This is a genomic window from Mycobacterium sp. IDUB_1 (assembly GCF_055419625.1).
On record NZ_JBVAYA010000001.1, the window covers coordinates 2051708 to 2076728 of the forward strand.

General features: G+C 69.2%; 26 protein-coding genes. 12 read left to right on the top strand and 14 right to left on the bottom strand.

Features of this window, described 5'->3' with window-relative positions; genetic code table 11:
• Positions 1 to 1536 carry an FAD-dependent oxidoreductase gene (locus tag ACZYYX_RS10450; protein WP_463814319.1) on the top strand — a complete coding sequence of 512 codons (1536 nt, stop codon included), beginning with the start codon at positions 1 to 3 and terminating at the stop codon, positions 1534 to 1536.
• Positions 1533 to 2543, top strand: coding sequence for a DUF5914 domain-containing protein (locus ACZYYX_RS10455; protein ID WP_463814320.1), 1011 nt, complete (start codon positions 1533 to 1535; stop codon positions 2541 to 2543). Before ACZYYX_RS10450 ends, ACZYYX_RS10455 begins: the two co-directional genes overlap by 4 nt.
• Here the strand turns inward: ACZYYX_RS10455 and idi are convergent.
• Genes idi through ACZYYX_RS10475 form a run of 4 tightly spaced genes read right to left on the bottom strand, consistent with a single transcriptional unit; the run spans position 2540 to position 5677 of the window.
• Complete coding sequence (gene idi / locus ACZYYX_RS10460) at positions 2540 to 3073, bottom strand: isopentenyl-diphosphate Delta-isomerase (protein ID WP_463814321.1); 534 nt, start codon at positions 3071 to 3073, stop codon at positions 2540 to 2542. The genes ACZYYX_RS10455 and idi overlap by 4 nt on opposite strands.
• Positions 3074 to 3128: 55 nt before the next feature.
• Positions 3129 to 4361 carry an NRAMP family divalent metal transporter gene (locus tag ACZYYX_RS10465; RefSeq protein WP_463814322.1) on the bottom strand — a complete coding sequence of 411 codons (1233 nt, stop codon included), beginning with the start codon at positions 4359 to 4361 and terminating at the stop codon, positions 3129 to 3131.
• The gene (locus ACZYYX_RS10470; RefSeq protein WP_463814870.1) at positions 4358 to 5167 is read right to left on the bottom strand and encodes a magnesium transporter; all 810 of its coding nucleotides are present in this window, start codon (positions 5165 to 5167) and stop codon (positions 4358 to 4360) included. Before ACZYYX_RS10470 ends, ACZYYX_RS10465 begins: the two co-directional genes overlap by 4 nt.
• Positions 5168 to 5191: 24 nt before the next feature.
• Positions 5192 to 5677, bottom strand: coding sequence for a CGNR zinc finger domain-containing protein (locus ACZYYX_RS10475; RefSeq protein ID WP_463814323.1), 486 nt, complete (start codon positions 5675 to 5677; stop codon positions 5192 to 5194).
• Between the two features lie 86 nt (positions 5678 to 5763).
• On the opposite strand from ACZYYX_RS10475, the gene ACZYYX_RS10480 reads away from it, so the two are divergent.
• Together ACZYYX_RS10480 and ACZYYX_RS10485 are read left to right on the top strand one after the other, a co-directional pair.
• Positions 5764 to 6630, top strand: a complete 867-nt coding sequence (locus tag ACZYYX_RS10480) for an alpha/beta fold hydrolase (RefSeq protein ID WP_463814324.1) — start codon at positions 5764 to 5766, stop codon at positions 6628 to 6630.
• A 28-nt stretch (positions 6631 to 6658) separates the two neighbouring features.
• Positions 6659 to 7723: an AI-2E family transporter gene (locus tag ACZYYX_RS10485; protein WP_463814325.1), complete on the top strand. Its 1065-nt coding sequence runs from the start codon at positions 6659 to 6661 to the stop codon at positions 7721 to 7723.
• 111 nt (positions 7724 to 7834) lie between these two features.
• Here the strand turns inward: ACZYYX_RS10485 and ACZYYX_RS10490 are convergent, their stop codons facing one another.
• From ACZYYX_RS10490 to sdhC, 4 genes are read right to left on the bottom strand one after another with little or no spacing between them, the layout of a single operon-like run.
• Positions 7835 to 8605 carry a succinate dehydrogenase iron-sulfur subunit gene (locus tag ACZYYX_RS10490; protein ID WP_463814326.1) on the bottom strand — a complete coding sequence of 257 codons (771 nt, stop codon included), beginning with the start codon at positions 8603 to 8605 and terminating at the stop codon, positions 7835 to 7837.
• A gap of 1 nt (position 8606) precedes the next feature.
• Positions 8607 to 10361: a succinate dehydrogenase flavoprotein subunit gene (gene sdhA / locus ACZYYX_RS10495; RefSeq protein ID WP_463814327.1), complete on the bottom strand. Its 1755-nt coding sequence runs from the start codon at positions 10359 to 10361 to the stop codon at positions 8607 to 8609.
• Positions 10362 to 10374: 13 nt separating this feature from the next.
• On the bottom strand, positions 10375 to 10848 hold the full coding sequence (locus tag ACZYYX_RS10500; protein ID WP_463814328.1) for a succinate dehydrogenase hydrophobic membrane anchor subunit: 474 nt from the start codon (positions 10846 to 10848) through the stop codon (positions 10375 to 10377).
• Positions 10849 to 11274, bottom strand: coding sequence for a succinate dehydrogenase, cytochrome b556 subunit (gene sdhC / locus ACZYYX_RS10505; RefSeq protein WP_335333221.1), 426 nt, complete (start codon positions 11272 to 11274; stop codon positions 10849 to 10851).
• A gap of 218 nt (positions 11275 to 11492) precedes the next feature.
• On the opposite strand from sdhC, the gene ACZYYX_RS10510 reads away from it, so the two are divergent.
• From ACZYYX_RS10510 to ACZYYX_RS10525, 4 genes are all read left to right on the top strand, one after another.
• Entirely contained in the window at positions 11493 to 11912 is a 420-nt protein-coding gene (locus ACZYYX_RS10510) for a cytidine deaminase (RefSeq protein WP_463814329.1), read from the top strand.
• The gene (locus tag ACZYYX_RS10515; RefSeq protein ID WP_463814330.1) at positions 11912 to 13207 is read left to right on the top strand and encodes a thymidine phosphorylase; all 1296 of its coding nucleotides are present in this window, start codon (positions 11912 to 11914) and stop codon (positions 13205 to 13207) included. The genes ACZYYX_RS10510 and ACZYYX_RS10515 overlap by 1 nt, the downstream gene beginning before the upstream one ends.
• A gap of 10 nt (positions 13208 to 13217) precedes the next feature.
• Positions 13218 to 14306 carry an adenosine deaminase gene (locus ACZYYX_RS10520; RefSeq protein ID WP_463814331.1) on the top strand — a complete coding sequence of 363 codons (1089 nt, stop codon included), beginning with the start codon at positions 13218 to 13220 and terminating at the stop codon, positions 14304 to 14306.
• A 95-nt stretch (positions 14307 to 14401) separates the two neighbouring features.
• Positions 14402 to 15211, top strand: coding sequence for an alpha/beta fold hydrolase (locus tag ACZYYX_RS10525; RefSeq protein ID WP_463814332.1), 810 nt, complete (start codon positions 14402 to 14404; stop codon positions 15209 to 15211).
• Here ACZYYX_RS10525 and satS read toward each other — a convergent pair.
• The 3 genes from satS to ACZYYX_RS10540 are packed head-to-tail and all read right to left on the bottom strand — an operon-like array spanning position 15191 to position 17842.
• Entirely contained in the window at positions 15191 to 16441 is a 1251-nt protein-coding gene (gene satS, locus ACZYYX_RS10530) for a protein export chaperone SatS (protein WP_463814334.1), read from the bottom strand. The genes ACZYYX_RS10525 and satS overlap by 21 nt on opposite strands.
• A 22-nt stretch (positions 16442 to 16463) precedes the next feature.
• Entirely contained in the window at positions 16464 to 17540 is a 1077-nt protein-coding gene (locus ACZYYX_RS10535) for a C40 family peptidase (RefSeq protein ID WP_463814335.1), read from the bottom strand.
• The gene (locus tag ACZYYX_RS10540; RefSeq protein ID WP_463814336.1) at positions 17537 to 17842 is read right to left on the bottom strand and encodes a type VII secretion target; all 306 of its coding nucleotides are present in this window, start codon (positions 17840 to 17842) and stop codon (positions 17537 to 17539) included. The genes ACZYYX_RS10535 and ACZYYX_RS10540 overlap by 4 nt, the downstream gene beginning before the upstream one ends.
• A gap of 64 nt (positions 17843 to 17906) precedes the next feature.
• On the opposite strand from ACZYYX_RS10540, the gene upp reads away from it, so the two are divergent.
• A complete protein-coding gene (upp, locus tag ACZYYX_RS10545; protein ID WP_463814337.1) occupies positions 17907 to 18530 on the top strand; it encodes a uracil phosphoribosyltransferase in 624 nt (207 codons plus the stop codon).
• On the opposite strand, the gene ACZYYX_RS10550 is transcribed toward upp, so the two are convergent.
• Positions 18512 to 20128: a phospho-sugar mutase gene (locus ACZYYX_RS10550; RefSeq protein WP_463814338.1), complete on the bottom strand. Its 1617-nt coding sequence runs from the start codon at positions 20126 to 20128 to the stop codon at positions 18512 to 18514. The two genes, upp and ACZYYX_RS10550, sit on opposite strands and share 19 nt — an antisense overlap.
• Positions 20129 to 20572, bottom strand: a complete 444-nt coding sequence (locus tag ACZYYX_RS10555) for a MarR family winged helix-turn-helix transcriptional regulator (RefSeq protein ID WP_463814339.1) — start codon at positions 20570 to 20572, stop codon at positions 20129 to 20131.
• Between the two features lie 108 nt (positions 20573 to 20680).
• Between ACZYYX_RS10555 and ACZYYX_RS10560 the strand changes: the two genes are divergently transcribed.
• The gene (locus tag ACZYYX_RS10560) at positions 20681 to 21790 is read left to right on the top strand and encodes an AbrB family transcriptional regulator (protein WP_463814340.1); all 1110 of its coding nucleotides are present in this window, start codon (positions 20681 to 20683) and stop codon (positions 21788 to 21790) included.
• Here the strand turns inward: ACZYYX_RS10560 and ACZYYX_RS10565 are convergent.
• Complete coding sequence (locus ACZYYX_RS10565) at positions 21736 to 22530, bottom strand: purine-nucleoside phosphorylase (RefSeq protein WP_463814342.1); 795 nt, start codon at positions 22528 to 22530, stop codon at positions 21736 to 21738. The two genes, ACZYYX_RS10560 and ACZYYX_RS10565, sit on opposite strands and share 55 nt — an antisense overlap.
• Positions 22531 to 22577: 47 nt before the next feature.
• Here ACZYYX_RS10565 and ACZYYX_RS10570 point away from each other — a divergent pair, with 47 nt between their 5' ends.
• Both ACZYYX_RS10570 and ACZYYX_RS10575 read left to right on the top strand, forming a co-directional pair.
• Entirely contained in the window at positions 22578 to 23756 is a 1179-nt protein-coding gene (locus ACZYYX_RS10570) for a M20 family metallopeptidase (RefSeq protein WP_463814344.1), read from the top strand.
• Positions 23753 to 24919, top strand: a complete 1167-nt coding sequence (locus tag ACZYYX_RS10575; RefSeq protein ID WP_463814345.1) for an amidohydrolase — start codon at positions 23753 to 23755, stop codon at positions 24917 to 24919. Before ACZYYX_RS10570 ends, ACZYYX_RS10575 begins: the two co-directional genes overlap by 4 nt.
• Positions 24920 to 25021 lie beyond the last annotated feature (102 nt).

Genomic DNA, 25021 nt, shown 5'->3' on the forward strand with positions numbered 1-25021 from the left:
GTGACTGATCGTCGCCGGCAGACCTGGCCCGCCCGCCCCGGGCGTCCCGCGATCACCGGTGACGACGCCCGTCCCCGCGTCGTCGTGGTGGGCGGCGGGATCGCTGGCCTGGCGGCGGCGACCGGCCTGGCCGAACGCGGTGTCGCCGTCGACGTCATCGAGCGTCAGGCCTATCTCGGTGGTCGCGTGGGCGGGTGGACCGAGACGCTGGCCGACGGGTCGCAGACCGGGATGAACCGTGGCTTCCACGCGTTCTTCCGGCAGTACTACAACCTGCGTGCGCTGCTGAGGCGTGGCGATCCGGCTCTGTCGGCGCTGACACCGGTCTCCGACTACCCGCTGATCGACGGCTCCGGTCGGCAGGACACGTTCCGCGGGTTGCCGCAGACGCCGCCGCTGAATGCATTGGCGTTCGCGTTGCGCAGCCCCACCTTTCGGTTGCGCGACCTCGTGCGCATCGACGCGAAGGCGGCTGCGCCGCTCGCGGCGGTGTCCGTACCCGATACGTACCGACAGCTCGACCATCGGGATGCGCAGACATTCCTGCGCGACATCAACTTTCCCGACGCGGCGCGTCACCTCGCGTTCGAGGTCTTCGCCCGCAGCTTCTTCGCCCGGCCCGAGGCGCTGTCGGCCGGGGAATTGGTCACGATGTTCCACATCTATTTCCTGGGCTCCAGCGAAGGTCTCATCTTCGACGTCGCGAACGCCAATTTCGATGTGGCTCTGTGGAATCCGCTGCGCGACTACCTTGCGGGACGCGGCGTGGTGTTCCACACGGGGGAGACCGTCGACGCCGTGACGGCCGCGGACGCTGTGACGGTGCGGACCGCAGGCGGTGACGTCCTCGACGCCGACGGCGTGGTCCTCGCCACCGACGTCGCCGGTCTGCAGCGCATCGTCGCGGCGTCACCCGGGTTGGGGGATGTGTCGTGGCGGCAGCGGGTCGCGGCGATGGGCACCGCACCACCGTTCGTGGTGCTGCGGCTGTGGCTGGACCGTCCGGTGCGCCCGGACCGCGCCGCCTTCGTCGGGACGGGGGGACGCGAACCGTTGGACAATGTCAGCGTGGTGGAACGCTACGAGCGGGAGGCCGCGCGATGGGCGGCGCGGACCGGGGGATCGGTCGTGGAACTGCACGCCTACTCGGTCACAGAACCGGTGGCCGCCGAATCGATGAACACGGTGCGCGATGCGCTGATCGCACGCATGCAGGAGCTCTACCCTGAGACGGTGACTGCCTCGATTGTCGACGAGCGGCTCCTGCGCCGCGACGATTGTCCGCGCTTCGCTCCGGGCGACTTCGCCGACCGGCCGGGAGTCCGCACACCGGATCCGCGAATCATGCTGGCAGGAGACGGTATTCGCATCGATTTGCCGGTTGCCCTGATGGAGCGGGCCGCGACGACGGGCTGGACGGCCGCCAACGAGCTGCTGGGCGGCTTCGGGCTGGCCGGCCATCCCCTGCACACGGTGCCCAACCACGGACGCTCCGGCGTGTTGCGCCGGCTGGCCAGCGCGGGTGCGGCCCGATGAGCGAGGACAAGGGCTGGCGCCAAAGGGTCGCTGCCGCATGGCCGTTCGAGGTGCTCCCGGCGCTCGACTGGGCGGGTCAGACCCCGACCTACGCTGATGCCAACCCGGCGCTGATCTCGGCCGCGCTGCGCCGGGCTCAGCGCAAGGCGGGCGGCAATTGGTTCGCGTTCGCGGAGAGTTCGACGCTGACGTCCTCGGCGCTGGGCACCACCGTCGCCGGTCGCGAGATCGTCGCGTGGCGCGGGGCCGACGGTGCTCTGCTGGTCGCGCCCCGGGCGTGCCCGCACCTCGGCGCCGATCTGGCGACCGCGCCGGTGGAGTGCGGCACGCTGGTGTGCCCGTGGCACGGGCTGCGGCTCGGCGAACGCAGGCACGGGACGTGGAAGCCGTACGCGTCCTACGACGACGGGGTGCTGTGCTGGGTGCGCTTCGACGACGCCGTCGACCCGGCGACGTCGCCACTGTCTGACACACCGCCGCCGATGCCGCGCCCCGGCGATCCGGCGCTGGCCGCCGTGACGCGGCGCGAGGGCGTCTGCGAACCGGCCGACGTCGTGGCCAACCGGCTCGACCCCTGGCACGGCGCGTGGTTCCACCCGTATTCGTTCACCCAGCTCAAGGTGCTCAGTGCCCCGCCGGCCGAGGACGATCTGCCCGAGTCGCTAGACCGGTTCGTCGTCGACGTCACGTTCCGCATCGGACGTCTCGGCGTCCCCGTCATCGCGGAGTTCACCACGCCGGGTCCGCGCACGGTCACGATGCGCATCATCGAGGGCGAGGGGCAGGGCAGCGTCGTGGAGACCCACGCGACACCTCTCGGGCCAGGCCCCGACGGGCGGCCGAGGACCGCGGTGGTGGAGGCCGTGATCGCGCACTCGGATCGCCCCCACTTCGGCAAGGGGCTGGTGGCCGGCCCGCTGTTGCGGCCGCTGATGCGGCGCGCGGCGGCCAGGCTGTGGCGCGACGATCTGGCGTACGCCGAGCGTCTGTTCCAGACCAGGGGTTAACGGCCCCGCGGGACGCCGGCGTTGTCCAGCAGCGGGATCTGCTCGGCGGCCCACGGGCTGATCGCCCAGCCCAGGCCGGCGGCGGTGCGGGCGTGCTCCCAGGGCACCCACCGGTAGTCCATGACTTCCTCCGGGTCGGCGTGCACGGGTCCGTCGACGCGTCCGCAGTAGACCGGGCAGAGCTCGTTCTCGGCGACACCGTCGGCGGCCACGGCGTAGTAGCGGAAGTCGCGCAGCACGCAGGTCAGCTCGGCGATGCCGACGCCCAGTTCTTCACGCACGCGGCGGTGCACGGCGTCGGTCATCGACTCGTCAGGGGCGGGGTGGCCGCAGCAGGAGTTGGTCCAGATGCCGGCGAAGGTGCGCTTGTGCAGCGCCCGACGGGTCATCAGCACGTTGCCGGACTCGTCGAAGAGGTAGCAGGAGAACGCCAGGTGCAGCGGCGTTGACTCGTGGTGCACCTGCGCCTTGGGCGCGGATCCGAGGCGACGGCCGTCGTCGTCGACCAGGACAACCAGTTCATTCGGCATGTGGTGAATTCGTCACCGCCCCCGGGTCGGATGGGTCCGATCGGCGAGACTCGGCTCACCCAGTGACCGACACCACCGCCAGCACGGCCACACACATCAGCACCACCGCGGTCGTCACGCCGTAGGCGATGGTCGCCGCCCGGCCGATGGCGAACTCGCCCATCAGATCCCGGTCGCGGCCCGTGCCGATCATCGCGATCAGCAGCGGTATCAGCAGCACCGCGTTGAGCACCTGCGTGCCGACCAGGATGGTCACCAGCGGCGCGCCAGGGATGAGAACCACCGTCGCGCCCAGTGCGCTCACCAGCCCGAACGAGACGTAGAACGTCCGTGCCTCGCCGACCGGATCGTCGAGGGCCGCTTCGACTCCGGCGTACTCACACACGGAGTACGCCGTCGACAGCGGGAGCACCGAGGCGGCGAGCAGTGCCGCACAGATCAGGCCGACGGCGAACAGTGTGGCCGCTGTGTCGCCTGCGAGAGGCTGCAGCGCCATGGCGGCGTCGGCGGCGTCTCTGATCGACCTGCCGTCGCGGTGCAGTGTCGCGGCGCAGGCCACCACGACGAAGAAGCCGATGACGCCGGTCAGTATCGCTCCGGTCACCACGTCGATGCGCTCGAACACCAGATCTTCGGTGCGCAACTTCTTGTCGACGGCGTAGGACTGGATGAACGACAGCCCCCAGGGCGCCAGGGTCGTTCCGACAGTCGCCGTGACGATCGCAATCGTCGCGCTGTCGGTCGGCATGCTCGGCACCACGAGCCCCCTGGCCGCCGCACCCCAGTCGGGCCGCGCCAGCACCCCCGAAGCGATGTAGGCGAGAAACACCGTCGACAACGCAAGCAGCACGTGCTCCACGCGATGAAAACTGCCGCGCAGCACCACCATCGACACGATCACCGCGGTGGCCGGCACGCTGATGTAGCGGCTGATCCCGAAGAGTTCGAAACCTGCTGCGATACCTGCGAATTCGGCACAGATGGTGCCGATGTTGGCGATCACCAGCGCGATCAGCACGGTGCCGCCGACCCGGACGCCGTAGCGCTGGCGTACCAGGCCGATCAGGCCCTGGCCGGTCACCACTCCCATGCGTGCGGCCAGACCGTGGAACATCACCAGCGCGACGGTCGACAACAACAGCACCCACAACAGTTGGTAGCCGTGCTCGGCGCCCAGCACCGAGTAGGTCGTGATGCCCGCAGGATCATCGTCGGAGAGGCCCGCCAGAAGTCCCGGGCCGACGACCGCGAACAGACCACCGAGGGCGATCCCTTTCCGGCGCTTCACGTGCGACGCGGCCAGACGTGCGACCGCAGGAACCGCCGGGCGCGCGGGCGGGCGAGGCGGCGGCGCCACGTGCGGGCGTGCTCGGCGGGCATCGCGGCGACGATCTTGACGGCGGTCGTGTCGGGCAGTGCCCGCAGTACTCGCTCGCCCACCTCGGCAGGTCCGGCACGGACGACCTCGGCGGCCACATACGGATTCCGGGTGGCGAGAACGTCGGTCGCCGCGCCCGTGTCCAGTCGGCTGACCAGCGCGGCGAGCGCGCGCGCGTCGAGGTGGTGCACTGCCGAGCGCGGAGTGGCGAGTTGCACGGCATGGCCGCGATCGGAGGTCAGATGCAGATCGCTCCACGCGACTGCGTCTCGTCCCGCTCGGGCTGCCAGCCGACGCAGACCCAGCCGCCGCAGCACGGCGCCGAACCCGACCTCGACTCCGACGACCTCCATGTGTCCGTCGGGGGTGCGGGCCAGGACCACGTCGGCGACCCGGGCCAGCCGCTGCTCACCGATGTCCACCACCTGGGTGTCGAGAACATCGCGCCGCACAAGGATTTCGTCGTCGTCGAGCGCCGCGGACAGCGAACCGATCGCGAACTGGGCCGGCTCGTCGATGAGCGACAGCATGCCGTGGGCCGCCGACACCGCCGACCACGGCAGCAGCGCATCGCTCGCGCGAGAGCGCCGGATCAGCACGCGGTCGATCAGCGGCAGCGGATTCGGATCGGCCAGGCTGACCGTCAGGTCGGCAACGCGACCCACCGGTGTCCCGTCGGGACCGCGGACCACGGCCCCGACGACCTGGCTCAGCATCAGCACCTGAGAAGCATGCCCGACTCAGTCGGGGTGAGTGCGCCGATAGTGCCGCCGGGCCTTCATGCGATTTCCGCAGATCGCCATCGAGCACCACCGCGCGGTGTTCGGCTTGCTGCGATCCAGCAGGAACAGCTGGCATTCGTCATTGGCGCACGGCCGCAGACGCCCAGGGCTGGTGATCCGCAGCGTGTCCCACGCGATCACGGCCCGGGCTGCGGCGTCGACGCTCGTGAACTGCCAGTCGATGCCGCCGTCGGTCGCGACGGGCTGCAGCGCAACGCCGTCGAGAAGCTGCAGCAACGCCGCCGGCGATCGCTCACCACGGACCACCGCCTGCAGCACGTCCCGCGCAGCGACGAGGCCGGAGAGCTCGGACGGCTCGATGTCGTGCTCGGCAAGCCACTCCGACGTCAGGAGGTCGGTGGGCACGCCGTCGATGACCGGGGTGGTGTTCACGAGATCGAGCAGCAGTGTCTCGTCGTCGGGCCCCGCGACCGGAAGCTCCATGACTAACCTCCTAAATGCTATTGACAGGTTACACCTCCGAGGGTTCACTAGGAATAACCAGTAAAAGCAATTTTAGGAGTTATACCGTGAATGTCGTGCATCATCGCTACGCCACCGTCGCCGGTCGCCAGATCTTCTACCGCGAGGCAGGCACGCCGGGCTCGCCGGCGATCGTGCTGCTGCACGGGTTTCCCACCAGCTCGTTCATGTTCCGCGACCTGATCGGTGAACTGGCCGACCGCTATCACGTGATCGCGCCGGACTATCTCGGCTTCGGTTACTCCGACGCGCCGCCGGCCGACGAGTTCGACTACACCTTTGACGCGCTGGCCGAGCTGACCGCCGGCCTGCTCGACCAGCTCGAGATCACCGAGTACGCCATGTACGTGCAGGACTACGGCGCCCCCGTCGGCTGGCGGCTGGCACTGCGCGACCCACAGGCCATCGCCGCGATCATCACGCAGAACGGGAACGGCTACGACGCGGGCTTCGTCCCTGAGGGCTGGACGGCGGTCTGGGATTACCAGCGCGAGCAGACACCCGCGACGGCGGACAAGCTACGAGAGTTCCTGTCGTTCGAGGCGACGCGGATGCAATACGTGGCGGGCGTGCCCGACCCGAGCATCGTCAGCCCCGACACCTGGCATCATGACCACGCGCTGCTGTCCCGGCCCGGCAACGACGCGATCCAGCTGGCTCTGTTCAAGGACTACGCGAGCAATCCCCGCCTCTACCCCAAGCTGCACGACTATCTGCGCACCAGCGCCGTGCCGGTGCTCGCGGTGTGGGGCGACAAGGATCCGTTCTTCGGACCCGACGGGGCCCGGGCCTTCGCCGAGGACGCTGTCGACGCCGAGATCCACCTGCGCGACGGCGGCCACTTCCTGCTGGAGAGCGACCTCGCCGCGGTGACAGCGCTGATCCGTGACTTCCTGGCTCGCCGATGGCGGTGAATTCCGCGCCGATGGGTAGAAAGGGCGGGTGGACCGCGGCCAGCTGTACAACAGGCATCTCCAGTCATTGGCGAGTGCGTCGCTGCGTCTCGTCGCGGTCGCAGCGGCGCTGTGGGTGCTCTCGTGGGTGATCGGCAAGACGTGGGTGATCCTGCTGCCGGTCGCGCTGGCGCTGATCCTGTGCACGGTGCTGTGGCCGCCGGTGCGCTGGTTGCGCGGCAAGGGGCTGCCGCCGGCTCCCGCGGCGCTGCTGGTTCTCGTCGCGGCCGTCGCCGTGCTGGCCGGGGTCATCGCCGCCGTCACGCCGGCGATCGTGAACCAGGCGGGCGAGCTGGCTGAACAGGCCACCGCCGGCGTCGTCGAGGTGCGCGACTGGCTCGGCGGACCGCCACTGAACATCAGTGACGCCCAACTGAACTCAGCGGTCGACGCAATCAACGACACGCTCAACTCCAGCAGCGCCAAGATCGCGGCCGGACTGTTCACCGGTGTCGGTGCCGCGACGTCGGCGCTGGTCACGGTGTTCACCGCGATCGTCGTCGCGTTCTTCTTCCTCAAGGACGGGCCGGGGTTCCTGCCGTGGCTGCGGCGCGTCGCGGGCATGCCCGCGGCCCCGCACCTGGCCGAGGTGCTCCAACGCGTCTGGGCCACCCTCGGCGGGTTCATCAGGACCCAGGCGCTGGTCAGCCTCGTCGACGCGGTGCTGATCGGCATCGGCCTGGTGATCCTCGGCGTCCCGCTGGCCTACGCGCTGGCGATCCTGACGTTCATCGGCGGCTTCGTACCGATCGTCGGCGCGTTCGTCGCGGGCGGGTTGGCAGTGCTCGTCGCGCTGGTGGCCAATGGTCCGGTCAATGCGCTGATCGTGCTGGGCATCATCGTCGCGGTGCAGCAGCTCGAGGGGAACGTGCTGCAGCCGTGGCTGCAGTCGAAGTCGATGAAGCTGCACGCGGTGATCGTGCTGCTCGCGGTGACGCTGGGCGCGTCGACATTCGGGGTGATCGGCGCGTTCCTGGCGGTGCCGGTGGCCGCGGCCGTCGCGGTGATCCTGCGCTACTACGACGAAGAGGTGGCAGAGCGGGCCCGCGAGTAGTGATTTCGGCGTGCTGGGTAGCGCTGAGCGCCCCTCCGCACGCCGAAATCGCCTAGCGCGCGAAGTGAGATGGCGCGCTTCCTCGTCGGGCTCGTCCCTCGCTCGCCTTCGTCAGCGCGCGAACATCAACGCGCGCTTGACCTCCTGGATCGCCTTCGTGACCTCGATGCCACGCGGACACGCCTCGGTGCAGTTGAACGTGGTGCGGCAGCGCCACACCCCGTCCACGTCGTTGAGGATGTCCAGCCGTTCGGCGGCCCCCTCGTCACGGCTGTCGAAGATGAACCGGTGGGCGTTGACGATCGCCGCCGGGCCGAAGTAGGACCCCTCGCTCCAGTACACCGGGCAGCTGGTGGTGCAGCAGGCGCACAGGATGCACTTGGTGGTGTCGTCGTAACGCGCCCGGTCGGTCTGGCTCTGAATCCGCTCTCGGGTGGGCTGATTGCCCGAGGTGATCAGGTACGGCTTGATCGCCCGGTATGCGTCGAAGAACGGCTCCATGTCGACGACGAGGTCCTTCTCCACGGGCAACCCGCGGATCGGCTCGATCGTGATGGTCAGCGCCTTGTTCGGGTTCTTCGGCAGCATGTCGCGCATCAGCACCTTGCACGCCAACCGATTCACGCCGTTGATGCGCATGGCGTCCGACCCGCACACCCCGTGCGCGCAGGACCGGCGGAACGTCAACGTCCCGTCGAGGTACCACTTCACGTAGTGCAGCAGGTTCAGCAGCCGGTCGCTGGGCAGGCACGGTACGCGGAAGCTCTGCCAGCCTGCGTCATCGGGTGCTTCCGGGTTGAACCGGGCGATCTTCAGCGTCACCATCACCGCGCCCTCGGGCACGGGGGGAGTGTCTTGCTTGTCCAGAACTGGTGCACTCATCTCAGTACTTCCGTTCCATCGGCTCGTACCGCGTCTGCACCACCGGCTTGTAGTCCAGGCGGATGTCCGACAGCAGGTCCTTGCCGTCCTTATAGGCCATGGTGTGACGCATGTAGTTGGTGTCGTCGCGGTTCGGGTAGTCCTCGCGGGCGTGTCCGCCGCGGGACTCCTTGCGGTTGAGCGCGCCGACCACGGTGACCTCCGCCAGCTCCAACAGGAAGCCGAGCTCGATGGCCTCGAGCAGATCGCTGTTGTAGCGCTTGCCCTTGTCTTGCACCGTGATTCGGGCGTAGCGCTCCTTGAGCGCGTGGATGTCGGTCAGCGCCTGCTTGAGGGTCTCCTCGGTACGGAACACCGCGGCGTTGTTGTCCATCGACTGCTGCAGCGCACCCCGGATGTCGGCGACGCGCTCGTTGCCGTGCTCGGAGAGGATGTCGCCGACCCAGCCGACCACCATGTCGGCCGGCTTCTCCGGCAGGTCGACGAAGTCATGTCCCAGTGCGTAATTCGCGGCGGCGATGCCGGCACGGCGACCGAAGACGTTGATGTCGAGCAGCGAGTTGGTGCCCAGCCGGTTGGCGCCGTGCACCGAGACGCATGCGCATTCACCGGCGGCGTACAGACCCGGCACGACGGTGGTGTTGTCCGAGAGCACCTGCCCGTTGACGGTGGTGGGGATGCCGCCCATGACGTAGTGACAGGTCGGGTAGACGGGCACCAGTTCCTTCACCGGGTCGACGCCCAGGTAGGTGCGGGCGAACTCGGTGATGTCGGGCAGCTTGGCCTCGAGCACGTCCTCGCCGAGGTGGCGCACGTCGATGTAGACGTAGTCCTTGTTCGGTCCGGCGCCGCGACCCTCGAGCACCTCGAGAACCATGGAGCGGGCGACGATGTCGCGGGGCGCCAGGTCGACGATCGTGGGCGCATAGCGCTCCATGAACCGTTCGCCCTCACCGTTGAGCAGCCGGCCGCCCTCGCCGCGCACGGCCTCGGAGATCAGGATGCCCAGACCGGCCAGGCCCGTCGGGTGGAACTGGTGGAACTCCATGTCCTCCAGGGGAAGTCCCTTGCGGAAGACGATGCCCAGGCCGTCGCCGGTCAGCGTGTGCGCATTGGACGTGGTCTTGTACATCCGGCCCGACCCGCCGGTGGCGAACACGATCGCCTTGGCGTGGAAGACGTGGATGTCTCCGGTTGCGAGTTCGTAGGCGATGACGCCGGTGGCGACCGGACCCGACGGGGTCTCGGTCATCGCGATGTCGAGGGCGTAGAACTCGTTGAAGAACTCGACGTCGTGCTTGACGCAGTTTTGGTACAGCGTCTGCAGGATCATGTGGCCGGTGCGGTCGGCGGCATAGCAGGCCCGGCGCACCGGGGCTTTACCGTGATCGCGGGTGTGGCCGCCGAAGCGGCGCTGATCGATGCGGCCCTCGGGGGTGCGGTTGAACGGCATCCCCATCTTCTCGAGGTCGAGCACCGCATCGATGGCCTCCTTGGCCATGATCTCGACAGCATCCTGGTCGGCGAGGTAGTCGCCGCCCTTGACGGTGTCGAAGGTGTGCCACTCCCAGTTGTCCTCTTCGACATTCGCCAGCGCGGCGCACATTCCGCCCTGGGCCGCGCCGGTGTGCGAGCGCGTCGGATACAGCTTTGTCAGCACGGCGGTGCGCACGCGCGGGCCGGCCTCGACGGCGGCGCGCATGCCGGCGCCGCCGGCACCGACGATGACGACGTCGTAGCGGTGTTCTTGAATCATCGTGAGCTCCCGATCAAGAGATGGACGCGTCGAACGTCAGCAGCACGTAGGTGCCCAGCACCAGCACGAACACCATCGACAGGGCCAGCAGGGTGTTCAGCCAGAACTTGGTCGAATCCTTGCGGCTGTAGTCGGCGATGATCGTGCGCATGCCGTTGCCGCCGTGCAGCTGAGCGAGCCAGAGCAGCAGCAGGTCCCAGGTCTGCCAGAACGGCGAGGACCAGCGCTGCGCGACGAAGTTGAAGTCGATGCGGTACACGCCGCCGTCCCACATCAACATGATGAACAGGTGGCCGAGCGCCAGGAAGACGAGCACCAGGCCGGAGAAGCGCATGAACAGCCAGGCGTACTTCTCGAAGTTGGGCATCCCGCCCGCGCGCCGCGGCGACCGGGGATTGTCGAGGCTGGCCGGCCGGTCGTGGCTGCGCTGCATGACCGGCGCGCTGCCGCCGCGATCGCTGATGTGGTCGTACGGATTCTCGGCCATTTAGAAGAACCTCTCCACCATGTGCATGCCGATCACACCCACGGACGCGATCAGCACCGTGAGGAAGACTCCGGCGACGACCCACAGCATCTTGCGTTGATGGCGCGGTCCCTCCGACCAGAAGTCGATCAGGATCACGCGGATGCCGTTGAGCGCGTGGTAGAGGACGGCGGCGACGAGGCCGAGCTCCATGAGGCCGATGATCGGCGTCTTGTAGGTCTCGATGATCTCGTTGTAGGCCTGCGGGCTGACCCGGACCAGCGCGGTGTCCGTCACGTGAACGAACAGAAAGAAGAAGATCGAGGCACCGGAGATTCGATGCAGAACCCACGACCACATCGCGGGATCGCCGCGATACAGGGTTCGTCGGCGCGACGGCTGCGAGCGTGGTGCCGCAATGTCGCCCGATGATGTTGCCGTACTCATCTGACCCCTCCAACGCCATCGGTGGATGCTCGGAGATGTGCCCGTCGGCTGGTTCTCCGAACCTCGCAGCGACTCTAATCTCCTTTGTACTGTCGAACGAACTAGCCTGTGGCCGTATGCCCTCGAAAACGGGCGTTTATTAGGGTCGCCTATCTGATACTGCTGGTCACGAGGCGGGGGGTTCGGAATGGATTCAGAATCTGCTGGGAAGGCCTGATGTGAGCGCCGATGTTGATTGGGAGTTGTTGCGGCGCAGTGCAATTGATGTTGCTCGGCACGCCTATGCGCCCTATTCGGGGTTCCCGGTCGGGGCCGCGGCACTGGTCGACGATTACCGAATAGTGACCGGGTGCAATGTGGAGAATGTCTCATATGGCCTGGGTCTCTGTGCGGAGTGCGCAGTGGTCTGCGCCCTGGTTTCCGGCGGTGGTGGGCGCCTGCTCGCACTGGCCTGCGTGGGCCCCGACGGCGCGACGTTGATGCCGTGCGGGCGCTGCCGGCAGGTGCTGCTCGAGCACGGCGGCCCTGACATGCTCGTCGACCATCCGTCAGGTCCGCGCCCGCTGCGCCAGCTGCTGCCCGACGCATTCGGACCCGACGATCTGGCCCGTAGGCCCGGGGAAATCGGGGAAAACTAGTGACCCAGAACACTTTCGGATCGAGTTTCGATGCGCCCACCGTCATTCGGACCAAGCGCGACGGCCACACCCTCTCCGACGCCGCGATCGACTGGGTGATCGACGCCTACACCCGCGACCGCGTCACCGACGGACAGATGGCGGCGCTGTTGATGGCGATCTTCCTGAAGGGCATGTCGACTCATGAGATCGCCCGCTGGACCGCGGCGATGGTCGCCTCCGGGGAGCGGTTCGACTTCTCCGACGTCGGCCGCCCGACCGTCGACAAGCACTCCACCGGCGGCGTCGGGGACAAGATCACCATCCCCCTGGTCCCGATGGTGATGGCGTGCGGTGGTGCGGTCCCGCAGGCGGCGGGACGGGGTCTCGGGCACACCGGCGGCACCCTGGACAAGCTCGAGTCGATCGCAGGGTTCACCGCGGAGATCACCAAACCGCAGATCCACCAACAACTTCGGGACCTCGGCGCGGCGATCTTCGCCGCCGGGGAGCTGGCGCCCGCAGACCGTAAGATCTACGCGCTGCGCGACGTCACCGGCACCACCGAATCGCTTCCGCTGATCGCGAGTTCGGTGATGAGCAAGAAGATCGCCGAAGGCGCCGCAGCGCTGGTGCTCGACACCAAGGTCGGCTCCGGGGCGTTCCTCGCCACCGAACCGGAGTCGCGCGAATTGGCGGAGACGATGGTCGCCCTGGGCCGCGAGCACGGGGTGGCCACCCGCGCGCTGCTGACTGACATGGAGGTGCCGCTGGGACGCACGGTCGGCAACGCGGTCGAGGTGGCCGAGTCGTTGGACGTCCTCGCCGGCGGCGGACCCGAGGACGTGGTCGAGTTGACCGTCGCGTTGGCGCGGGAGATGTGCGACGCGGCCGGTCTGGACGCCGTCGATCCGGCACAGACACTGCGCGACGGGTCGGCGATGGACCGGTTCCGCGCGTTGATCGCGGCGCAGGGTGGTGACCTCGCGACACCGTTGCCGATCGGTGCTCACAGCGAGACCGTGATCGCCTCGCGCAGTGGCACGATGGGGGACATCGACGCGATGGCCGTGGGACTCGCGGTGTGGCGGCTCGGCGCGGGCCGGTCGGCTCCCGGCGAGCGGGTGCAGTTCGGCGCAGGCATGCGCATTCATCGTCGGCCCGGCGAACCCGTGGCTGCGGGTGAGACGCTGTTCACGCTCTACAGCGACACCCCTGAGCGGTTCGGGCCCGCCTTGTCGGAACTCGACGGGGCCTGGCGAGTGGGCGACGAGGCGCCGCCCACGCGTCCGCTGATCATCGATCGGATCACGTGAGGAGAGCCAGATGACGACACCGTTGACGCTGGAGAACATCCGGCAGGCGCCCAAGGCGCTGCTGCACGATCATCTCGACGGCGGGCTGCGGCCGCAGACGGTTCTCGAACTGGCGGAGGAAACCGGGTACGACCAGCTGCCCGAGCAGGACTCCGAGGCGCTGGCGACGTTTTTCCGCACCGCCGCGCACAGCGGCTCGCTGGTGCGCTATCTGGAACCGTTCGCCCACACCGTCGGCGTGATGCAGACCCCGCAGGCACTGCATCGGGTGGCCCTCGAATGCGTGGAGGACCTCGCCGACGACAACGTCGTCTACGCCGAGATCCGGTTCGCCCCCGAACTGCACATCGACGGCGGGTTGTCTCTCGACGAGGTCGTCGAGGCGGTGCTGGCCGGCTTCGCCGACGGAGAGAAGGCGGCTGCTGCCGGGGGCCGCCCCATCGTGGTGCGCTGCCTGGTCACGGCGATGCGCCACGCCGCGCGCTCGCGGGAGATCGCGGCACTGGCGATCCGGTTCCGGGACCAGGGCGTCGTCGGCTTCGACATCGCCGGCGCGGAAGCCGGCTACCCGCCCACCCGTCACCTCGACGCGTTCGAGTACATGCGAAGCAACAACGCGCGCTTCACGATTCACGCGGGCGAGGCTTTCGGGTTGCCGTCGATCCACGAGGCCATCGCGTTCTGCGGAGCGGACCGGCTCGGCCACGGGGTGCGCATCGTCGACGACATCACCGTCGATCCCGACGGCACCGCGCGGTTGGGCCGGCTCGCGTCTCTGCTTCGTGACAAGCGGGTGCCGTTCGAGATGTGCCCGAGCTCCAATGTGCAGACCGGCGCAGTCGACAGCATCGCCGAGCATCCGTTCGACCGGCTGGCTCGCTTGCGCTTCCGGGTGACGGTGAACACCGACAACAGGTTGATGAGCGACACCACGATGAGCCAGGAGATGCTCCGGCTGGTGGAGGCGTTCGGCTACGGGTGGAGCGATCTCGAACGGTTCACCATCAACGCGATGAAGTCGGCGTTCATCGCGTTCGACGAGCGCTTGACGATCATCGACGAAGTGATCAAACCCCGCTACGCGGTCCTCATCGGCTAGCGATTTCGGCGTGTCTGTCGTCGCTCACCGACGGCCAGCACGCCGAAATCGCGGCCGAGCGATGACTTCGGCTCGCTGAAGCAGTCGAACTCACCATGACCAGCTCTCCCGTCACCCGTCGGCTGACCGTTCCCGGCGCCGTCCTTCATTACGAAGTCCGCGGTAGCGGGCCCCTGCTGGTTCTGGTCGGGTCGCCGATGGGTGCCGGCGATTTTCAGCCGCTCGCCGATGCGATGGCGCCCGAGCGCACGGTCGTGACCCTCGACCCGCGCGGGTATGGCGCCAGCACGCTCGACGACCCGGACCAGAAGGCGACGGTGGAGACGCGTGCTGAAGACGTGGTCGCGATCCTCGACGACATGGGCGCTGACCGCGCGGAGGTCTTCGGCTCCAGCGGCGGTGCGGTCACAGTGGTGGCGCTGATGACGCGGTGGCCGGCACGCGTGCAGACGGCGATAGCCCACGAGCCGCCCTTGATCGAGTTGCTGGCCGACGCGGAGAGCCGCCGCGCCGACACCGAGCGCATCATCGACACCTTCCACGCCGACGGCGTCCACGCCGCGTGGCGCGCCTTCATGATCAATGCAGGCTTCGAGCCGCCCGAGGCTGTGGGGGAGACCCCGCCGCCGAGCGAGGAGGAGCGCCGGCACGCGGCCCGGTTCTTCGACCACGACCTGCGGGCCACCACGGGCTACCGGCCCGACGTCGACTCACTGCGCGGCAGCCGGATCGTCGTCGGCATCGGCGCCGACTCGGGCGCGTTGCTCACCCACCCGACGTCATCGGCGCTCGCCGATGCGCTCGGCATCGGTGCGCAGATCTTCCCTGGCGGACACGTCGGGTTTCTCACCGATACGGCCGTCTTCGCCGAGGCTCTGCGGGCGTCACTCCGAGCGCAGGCGTGACTCCACGAAGCGCTCCAACGACTCCCACTGCGTGACGGCCTCGGCGTACGGCGCGCTCGGCCGCGACACCGAGCCCGGCTCCAGCGAGTAGGCGATCAGCCGGCCCAGCGCGGTGTCCTTGTCGAGCTTGGCCGCGACGCTGGTGTCCTCGGCGTAGTCCGCGATGTCGCGCAGCAACTCGACGGCGAGCTCGAGCTGGTCGTGATCGAGCGCGTCGGGACCTTCGGCGAGGTCGTCGACGATCCCCGACAGCACGTAGATGTTGTCGTCGGTGACCTCCACGCGCAGCGAGCCGTCGGTCGCCGCGGTTCGGATGTCGTCGTAGGTCGCGAGGTCCGACAGGTCGTGATCGTGCTCGTCAGCCAGGTAGCGAGCCAGGGCCCGCTCCGACCCGAACACGCTGATGCGGCCGTTGCGGCCCAGGAAGATCGGCCGGTCGTCGAGGTAGCAGCGCAGCGTGAAGAAGGTGCCGCTGCTGGTCATCATCCGGACCGGGTCGATGCCGACGCGCGCCCAGAAGTCCTCGTCGCTGCCCAGCACCTTGTCCTCGGCGGCCGCGGTCAGGTCGTCGGCCTCCTCCTCGGTGTCCACGATGTCGTCGATGACGACCTCGTCTTCTTCCGGCTCAGGCGCCGGCTCGTCGAGCTCTGCCTGCGCCTTTTCGACGGCGGCACTGTCCACGTCGGGCTTGGTGATGATCTCGTCGATCGACTCGATCACTGCGTCCCAGCCGCGGTTGATGATCTTCTCGATCTCGGCCCAGCGCTTGCGCCCCGCTCGACCGGCGTACGCCTCGGCGCCGCCGCCGACGGTGCCCAGCAGCGGATTGCCGTTGAAGAACTTCGTCACCGCGGGCAGTTCGCACACCGATCCGATCGACGACACGACCGACAGTGCGCGGTGCAGCGTGCGCACGCTGTCCTCGGTCGGCTTGTTCGACAGGATCTCCTCGAAGCCGGCGAGGTCGTAGGAGTGCTCCTCGTCGGGCACGAGCCGGTGCGCGTTCGCCGTCGTCAGCTTCTCCCACGCGGGGTGGTCGGTGAGGTCGTTGTCGGCGTTGGTCCGCACGAACGCGGCCAGGTCGGCCACGGAATCGAGCACGTAGAGGTCCTCGTCCTTGCCGAGGAACGCTTCCCACTCGTCCCCGTCGGCGCGCCACCGCGGTGCCCACAGCGTGTACACGTCGCCCTTGGTCAAGCTCAGCCCGATCGGCACGATGTCTGCAGCCATGCGGCACAGCCTAACGAGGCCTCTAGGCGGTGGGCCGCCAGAACCCCTGGAAGCCTTGGCCGGCGTTCGCCGTCCTGATCGGCGAGAGCTTCACAGGATCACCCGCCTCGATCATGGTGCCGTCCCCGACGATCATCGCGACGTGGCCGTCCCACACCGCGAGGTCCCCGGGCATCAGCGCGCCCGGCGCCACCGCGCGGCCGATGTCCTGCTCCTGGGCCAACCGCGGGATGTCCAGGCCCGCTTCGCGATACGCCCACTGGGTCAGGCCGCTACAGTCCAGGCCCTGGCCCGGCGTGGTGCCGCCCCACTGGTAGGGGACACCGAGCTGGGTCAACGCGTGGCGGACGGCATCGGCGGCGACGGCGTTGGGTGCCATCACCACCGTCCCATCGGGCAATCGCACCGCCACACCCTCGCCGAAGGTCGCCGCGTCGGGGGTGTCGATCGGCGCCTCTGCCGCTGTGAAAGCCGCTGGTTGGGCCATCGGCTCGCCGCCGGACAGACCTCCCCCGGGAAGCCCGGCTGTCCCACCCGCGGGGAGTCCGCCCCCGCCCGTGCCGGTGCCCGGCCACCCCGCCGCGTGGGTGGGTGCGGGCCGCGTCTCGATCGCCGCGGCATGCCGGTCGAGTTCGGCGAGCAGCTCCTCGACCACGGCGATCGCGCGGCTCAGCGCGTCGCGTGCCTCGGTGAGCAACTGCTTGGCCACGCCGGGCTCGTCCAATCTCGGCTCGAGTGCCGCGGCCTTCGCCTCGAACTCGTCGACGATGTCCTGCAGCCGCCGGTGTGCAGATGCGACGGACCCGGCGGCGTCGCGTGCCACCGAGCCCAGCCGACCGGCCCGCTCCGCCGCACCGTCGATCGCCGCGGTCGTCGTCGCCGCGAATTCCGCCGCCGCGTCCGCGCCGGAACCCGACCAGTCCGCGTCGGCCTCGCGCCACGCCTGCGAGGCGGCATCGGCCACGTCGGTCAGGGTGTCTCGGACCCCGGTCAGCACCGCCGCGGGATCGCCGGCTTGATCTCCCGACCAGCCCGGACCGACCAGCGCCTGCACACGCCGCAGCGGGGCGGCGAGTGCGCTGACCAGGGCGCTGGTCACCAGAGCGCGATCCGGGACGCGGCGTCCGCCTCGGTGGTGTCGTAGCTCAGCGCCGAAGAGTCCGCGGCCACCCGGGCGCCCGCCAGCGATGCGCCGAGGGAGGCGAGCGCGGCGGCGTCGTCCCCGGCGGCCCGGGCCAGTGAGGCGAGAAACCGCGCCCCGACCGGCCCGTAGGCAGCGGCGCCGTCGGCCGCACCGGTGAGGTGCGCGGCAGCGGCGTGCAGTGCGTCGGCATGCGCGTCTGCTGCGCGGCCGTAGGTGCGGACGGCTTCGGTGTCGACGGACAGGGCGTCTACGGACAAACGGGCGAACACAGACAGTTAGACGCCGGGAAACGTCACCCGGTTCCCATTAAGGTCCAATTCCATGGATGTGCGCGTTGTCGACCACCCGCTGGCCGCGGCGCGGCTGACCACCCTGCGCGACGAGCGCACCGACAACGCGGCGTTTCGCGCCGCGCTGCGGGACCTGACGTTGATGCTCGTCTACGAGGCGACCCGCGAGTCGCCGGTCGAGACCATCCCGGTGCGTACTCCGATGGCCGAGACGTCCGGTGCGCGCCTGGCCAATCCGCCGCTGCTGGTGCCGGTGCTACGCGCCGGCCTGGGCATGGTGGATCAGGCGCATGCGCTGATCCCGGAGGCTCAGGTCGGCTTCGTCGGCATGGCCCGCGACGAGGAGACGCATCAGCCCACGCCGTATCTGGAATCGTTGCCCGCGGATCTGAGTGCGCGCCCTGTCATCGTGCTGGACCCGATGCTCGCGACCGGCGGCTCGATGGTGCACACCCTCGAGCTGCTGTTCGCCAGGGACGCTGTCGACATCACCGCTCTGTGCGTGGTGTGTGCGCCGGAAGGCGTTGCCGCACTTGAGAAGGCGGCGCCACAGGTGAAGCTGTTCACCGCCAGCATCGACGCGGGCCTCAACGATGTCGCCTACATCGTGCCGGGTCTGGGCGATGCCGGCGACCGTCAGTTCGGTCCGCGCTGAGTCAGTGCCCGGACGTCCTCGGTGAGGGTGTCCTGCACCTGCGCGGCCCGTGCTCGTGCCCCCTCGAGATCGCCGTCACAGCGAACTTCGAGGTAGCACTTGAGCTTCGGCTCGGTGCCAGACGGGCGGATCACCACGCGAACCGACGTCGACGCGTCACCGCCGGTCCACACCAGCGCGTCGGTGCGCGGCGCGAGGTCAGTGGTCTCGACGGGATAGGACGCCAACCGCCGTGGTGCTTTCGCGCGCAGGGCAGACATCAATTCAGCTGCCGCAGAGGGTGATTCGACGCGGCGGGTGATGGCTGTGGTGCTGTGCACGCCGTGGCGGCGCGCCAGCTCGTCGAGGGCGTCGGTCACCGTCCGCCCGCGCGCCCGCAGCACTGCCACCAGGTCGCAGGCCAGCACCGCGGCGCTGATCCCGTCCTTGTCCCGCACCGCGACCGGATCCACGCAGTGCCCGATCGCTTCCTCGTAGGCGTAGAGCAGCGTCGCGTCGAGCCCCTCGTCAGCGCGGGCCAGCCACTTGAATCCCGTCAGCGTCTCCACGTGGCGCGCGCCGTGACCGGCGGCGATGCGTGCCAGCATGCGTGACGACACCACGGTGCTGGCGACCACCACGTCTGACGCCGAGGCATGCGAGAGCAGGTAATCGCCCAGCAGCCAACCGGTTTCGTCACCTGAAAGCATCCGCCACCCGCCCGGTGTGGGCACCCCGATCGCGCACCTGTCGGCGTCGGGGTCGAGAGCAACGGCGATGTCGGCGTCGACGTCGGCGGCCAGCGTCATCAGCGCGTCGGTCGCCCCCGGTTCCTCGGGGTTGGGGAAGGAGACGGTGGGGAAGTCCGGGTCGGGCGCGAACTGCGCGTCGACCACGGCGACGTCGGAAAAGCCTGCCAGCGCAAGCGCATCGAGTGCGTACTCGCCGCCGACACCGTGCATCGGTGTCAGCGCGACGCGTACCGATCCGCCCGCTCGCCGCACGCTCGCCGCGCGCTCCAGGTACCGCCGGACGTACTCGGTGCCGGACGGGGTGACCGGGTGGCGGGGGATCTCGTCAGCCGGCGGGGCGGCGGCGAGGTCGTTTTCGATCTCGGCGTCGACGGGGGAGGCGATCTGAAGACCGCCGGCGAAGAAGACCTTGTAGCCGTTGTCGGAGGCCGGGTTGTGGGACGCGGTGATCTGCACCCCCGCCGCCGCACCGGTGTGGCGCACCGTAAACGCCACCGCAGGAGTCGGCACCGCAGCGAACATCAACGTCACCGAGAATCCCTGCGCAGCAAGAACTTCAGCGACGCCACGCGCGAAATCGGCGGACCGGTGCCGGGCGTCGTACCCGACTATCACCTGTCCGCCGCCGTGGCCGCGGCGCGTCAGGACGGTGCCCAGGGCCCACGTCGCGCGCAGCACGACGGCGAGGTTCATCCCGTTGGAGCCGGCGCGCATCGGCCCGCGCAGCCCCGCGGTGCCGAACGTCAGGGTGCCGGCGAAGCGCTCGGCCAACTCCTCGGAGCTGCACGCCGACAGTTCAGCGGCGGCGTTCGGATCGGGATCGTGGGCCAGCCACTGCCTGACGGCGGCGTTCAGATCGGACGTCACTCACGTCAGTGTGCCCGCCTCGGCGTCGGCGAGTTTGCGCAGGATGGGGGCGACGAGCATGAGCAGGTCGAACTCGAGGGTGGAGAGGCGTTCGCGCATCGTGGTGTGCAGCCACGCGTCGCGCTCGGCGCGGTCGGCATCGAGCAGGACGGTGCCGTCGGGGGTGATCTCGACGAGCTGGCGGCGCCGGTCGGCTGCGTCAGGCCGTCGCGCGATCAACCCCCGGGTCTCGAGCTCGTTGAGCGAATCGGTGAGCGACTGCACCTTCACCCCGAGGCGCACACCCAGCTCGGCCGGGGTGGTCACTCCGGCGCGGCTGACCTCGCCGAGCAGTTGCATCTGGCTCAGCGTCAGACCGTTGTCCGGCCGGTGCCGGCGAAGCTGCCGCGTCACAGCCATCATCGATTCCCGCAGCTCGGTCGCTGCCGACGCTTCGATACCCATTACCAAGTTATACCTTGGAAACAAATCACAGTCACGAGGTGAAACCTTGCGTTGAGATCTTGGATTGGTAAGAGCATACTTGGCATCACGATGACATGGTGGAAACAGATGCTCAGGTGGACGGTGCTGTTGGCGGCGACGGCGGCGGTCACCGTTCCACTCACGTTCGTGGGGGTACCTTCGGCGGCGCTGTTCGCCGCGCTGGTCGTCGGAATCGTGCTCGCGCTGACGTCGGCCGGCCCGGCCGGCGTGCCCCGCAAGCCCGGGGTCGCCGCCCAGGGGGTGCTCGGTGTCTACATCGGCACGATGGTGCAGCAGGATTCGCTCGGCACCCTCGGCGGGCACTGGCCGATCGTCCTCGCCGTCGGCGCGGGCACGCTGGTTCTCAGCGTCATCGCCGGAGCGCTGCTGGGATTGCGCCGCGATGTGACCCCGCTGACCGGCTCGCTCGCTCTCGTCGCCGGCGGCGCATCCGGGCTCGTCGCCATCGCCCGTGAACTCGGCGGTGACGACCGCGTCGTTGCCGTCGTGCAGTATCTGCGTGTCGGGATCGTCACCGCGTCGATGCCCGTCGTCGTCACGCTGATCTACCACGCCGACAAGTCCCGCGCCGACTCGGCCGCGCTCGCCCCCGCGGGCCAGGCCCCCTGGTACCTCAGCCTCGCGATGCTCGTCGTGCTGGTGCTCGTCGGGGCGACCGTCGGGCGGCTCATCCGGTTGCCCGGCGCCGGTCTGCTCGGACCGCTGGCCCTGACGGTGGGCCTCGAGGTCAGCGGGTTCTCGTTCGGCCTGTCGGTGCCCATGCTCCTGGTCCAGGCCGGCTACATGCTCATCGGCTGGCAGGCCGGGCTGGCGTTCACCCGGTCGTCGCTGCGCGCCGTCGGCCGACTGCTTCCGGCGGCGATCGCGTTGATCGTCGCGATCGGCGTGGCGACCGCCGGGTTGGGGGTGCTGCTGTCCCATCTCACCGGGTTGACCCCCCTGGAGGGCTACCTCGCGACGAGCCCGGGCGGCGTGTACGCGGTGCTGGCGACGGCGGTCGAGACCGGGTCGAACGTGACGTTCGTGATTGCTGCCCAGGTGGTGCGGATCTTGCTGATGCTGTTCGCGGCCCCGCTGATGGCCCGCGGCGTGGTGTGGGCGAGTCGGCGCCTCGGCCGGGATCAGAGCCGGGAGATCACGGCCGAGAGCAGAGAACCCATCCGCGTCGCCGACTGACGGCCGGCCTCGAGCACCTCGTCGTGACTCAGCGGTTGCCCGGTCATACCGGCGGCCAGGTTCGTCACCAACGACAGCCCGAGCACCGCGGCGCCGGCAGCGCGCGCGGCGATGGTCTCGTGCACCGTCGACATCCCCACCAGATCGGCGCCCAGCGTGCGCAGCATCCGGATCTCGGCGGGCGTCTCGTAGTGCGGCCCCGGCAGGCCTGCATAGACGCCCTCGGCCAGCGTCGGATCTATCTCGCGTGCCAACTCCCGCAGGTGGGGCGCATAAGCGTCGACCAGATCGACGAACTGGGCACCGACCAGGGGAGACCGCGCGGTCAGGTTGAGGTGGTCGCTGATCAGCACCGGTTGGCCGACGCCGTACTCCGGGCGCAGACCGCCGGCCGCGTTGGTCAGGATGACGGTCTGGGCACCCGCGGCGCAGGCGGTGCGCACGGGATGGACGACGTGCCGCAGGTCGTGGCCCTCGTAGGCGTGGATGCGGCCGAGCAGCACCAGCACCCGTTGCGCACCGACCTGCAGCGAGAAGACCTGGCCGCCGTGGCCCTGCGCGGTGGGCGGGGTGAAGCCGGGGAGGTCGGCCATCGGAACGACGGCCGTGGGTTCGCCGAGCTGTTCGGCGGCCGGTGCCCACCCGGACCCGAGGACGACGGCGACGTCGTGGTGTTCGACCCCGGTGCGATGGGCCAGAGCACGGGCGGCTTGCTGCGCGACTGCCCCGGCGTCCTCCACGACCGGCAGCTTAGTGCGGGTGTCGTCGCAGTGAGATACTTGCCCGCATGCCCACCGCCGCCGCCACGTCCGTCGCCGACGTGATCAGCAGCCGCCGGCCGGACCTGGTGGAGCTCTCACATCAGATTCACGCCGAACCCGAGCTGGCGTTTGCCGAGCATCGCAGCTGCGCCAAGACCCAGGCCCTGGTCGTCGAGCGCGGTTTCGAGCTGACGACGGGGGTCGCGGGGCTCGACACTGCCTTTCGAGCGGTCTACGGCAGCGGCGAGCTCGTGGTGGGGATCTGCGCCGAGTACGACGCGCTGCCCGGCATCGGGCACGCCTGCGGGCACAACATCATCGCCGCGTCGGCGGTCGGGACGGCGCTGGCCCTGGCCGAGGTGGCCGACGATCTCGGGTTGACGGTCGTGTTGCTGGGCACACCCGCCGAGGAATCCGGGGGCGGCAAGGTGCTGATGCTGGATGCTGGGGCGTTCGATGACATCGCCGCGACGGTGATGCTGCACCCTGGACCGCTGGACATCGCCGCGGCGCGCTCGTTGGCGCTCTCGGAGGTCATCGTGCGCTACACCGGTCGAGAGTCGCACGCTGCGGTCGCGCCGTATCTCGGCATCAACGCCGCGGACGCAGTGACCGTCGCCCAGGTCGCGGTCGGGTTGCTGCGTCAGCAGCTGGCGCCGGGGCAGATGTGCCACGGCATCGTCACCGATGGCGGCCAGGCCTCCAACGTCATCCCGGCCCGCGCCGAGATGGCGTACACGATGCGGGCGACGAACTCGGAGTCGTTGCGCGCGTTGGAAACTCGCATGGCCGGCTGCTTCGCGGCCGGTGCGGTGGCCACCGGATGCGAGCACGAGGTGCACGAGCCGGCACCCGGCTATGCCGAACTGGCGCCGGATCGCTGGCTGTCGTCGATGATTCGCGCGGAGATGCTCCGGGTGGGGCGCGCGCCGGTTCCCGAGGAGGTCGAGGCGTCAGTGCCGTTGGGAAGTACGGATATGGGCAACGTCACGCAGGTGATGCCGGGCATCCATCCGATCGTGGGTATCGATGCCGGTGGCGCGTCGATCCACCAGCCGGAGTTCGCTGCGGCGGCGGTGGGGGAGAGTGCCGACACCGCTGTCGTCGAGGGCGCGATCATGTTGGCGCGCACGGTCGTCGCGCTCGCCTCCGACGCCGGGGAGCGCGACCGGGTGCTGGACCTACACCATCGGCGGGTCGCATGAGCGTGTTGGCGCACGCCGCGGCGCGTTTCCTGTCGGCCCGTTACGACGATCTGGTCGCCTGGCGGCGGCACCTGCACATGAACCCGGAGCTGGGTCGCCAGGAGTTCGCGACGACGCAGTTCGTCGCGTCGATCCTGGCCGATGCCGGCCTCAACCCGAAGGTGCTCCCCGGCGGCACGGGGTTGACGTGCGACTTCGGTCCCGATGACGGCCCGCGGGTGGCGTTGCGAGCAGACATGGACGCGCTGCCGATGGCAGAGCGCACAGAGGCACCGTATGCCTCGACGGTGCCCGGTGTCGCGCACGCGTGCGGCCACGACGCGCACACGGTGGTGCTGCTGGGCGCGGCGTTGGCCATGGCATCGGCGCCGGAGCTGCCGGTCGGGGTGCGGTTGATCTTCCAGGCGGCCGAGGAGCTGATGCCCGGTGGCGCGATCGACGCGATCGCCGCGGGCGCGCTGACGGGGGTCTCGAGAATCTATGCCCTGCACTGTGATCCGCATCTGGAGGTGGGCAGGGTCGCGGTCAAGCCGGGCCCCATCACCTCGGCGGCCGATCAGCTCGAAGTCGTGCTGCACTCGCCGGGTGGGCACACGTCGCGTCCGCATCTGACCGGCGATCTGGTCTACGGCATCGGCACGCTGATCACCGGTTTGCCGGGAGTGCTGTCTCGTCGCATCGATCCGCGCAACAACACGGTGATGGTGTGGGGGGCGGTCAATGCGGGTGTGGCGGCCAACGCCATCCCGCAGACCGGCACGCTGGCCGGGACCATCCGGACCGCCAGCCGCGAGACCTGGGTCGGCATGGAAGAGATTGTCACCGAGACCATTTCGGCCCTGCTGGCGCCGCTGGGCATCGAGCATGTGGTGAACTACCGGCGTGGCGTGCCGCCGGTGGTGAACGACGAGGTGTCCACGCGCATCCTCACCCACGCCATCGAGGCGATCGGGCCCGATGTGCTTGCCGACACCCGGCAATCCGGTGGCGGGGAGGACTTCTCCTGGTATCTGGAGGAGGTGCCGGGGGCGATGGCGCGGCTCGGTGTGTGGAGCGGTCAGGGCCCGCAGCTGGATCTGCACCAACCGACGTTCGACCTCGACGAGCGCGCACTCGGTGTCGGAGTGCGGCTGCTGACCAACATCATCGCCAACAGCGCCTGATTTCGGCGAGCGCGCGAGTTTGCACATCGACACGCCGCCATTGCTGGCACCGGGCGCGCGCTCGCGTCCCGCGAGCTGTGCGTAACTGTCAGTCCATCCCCA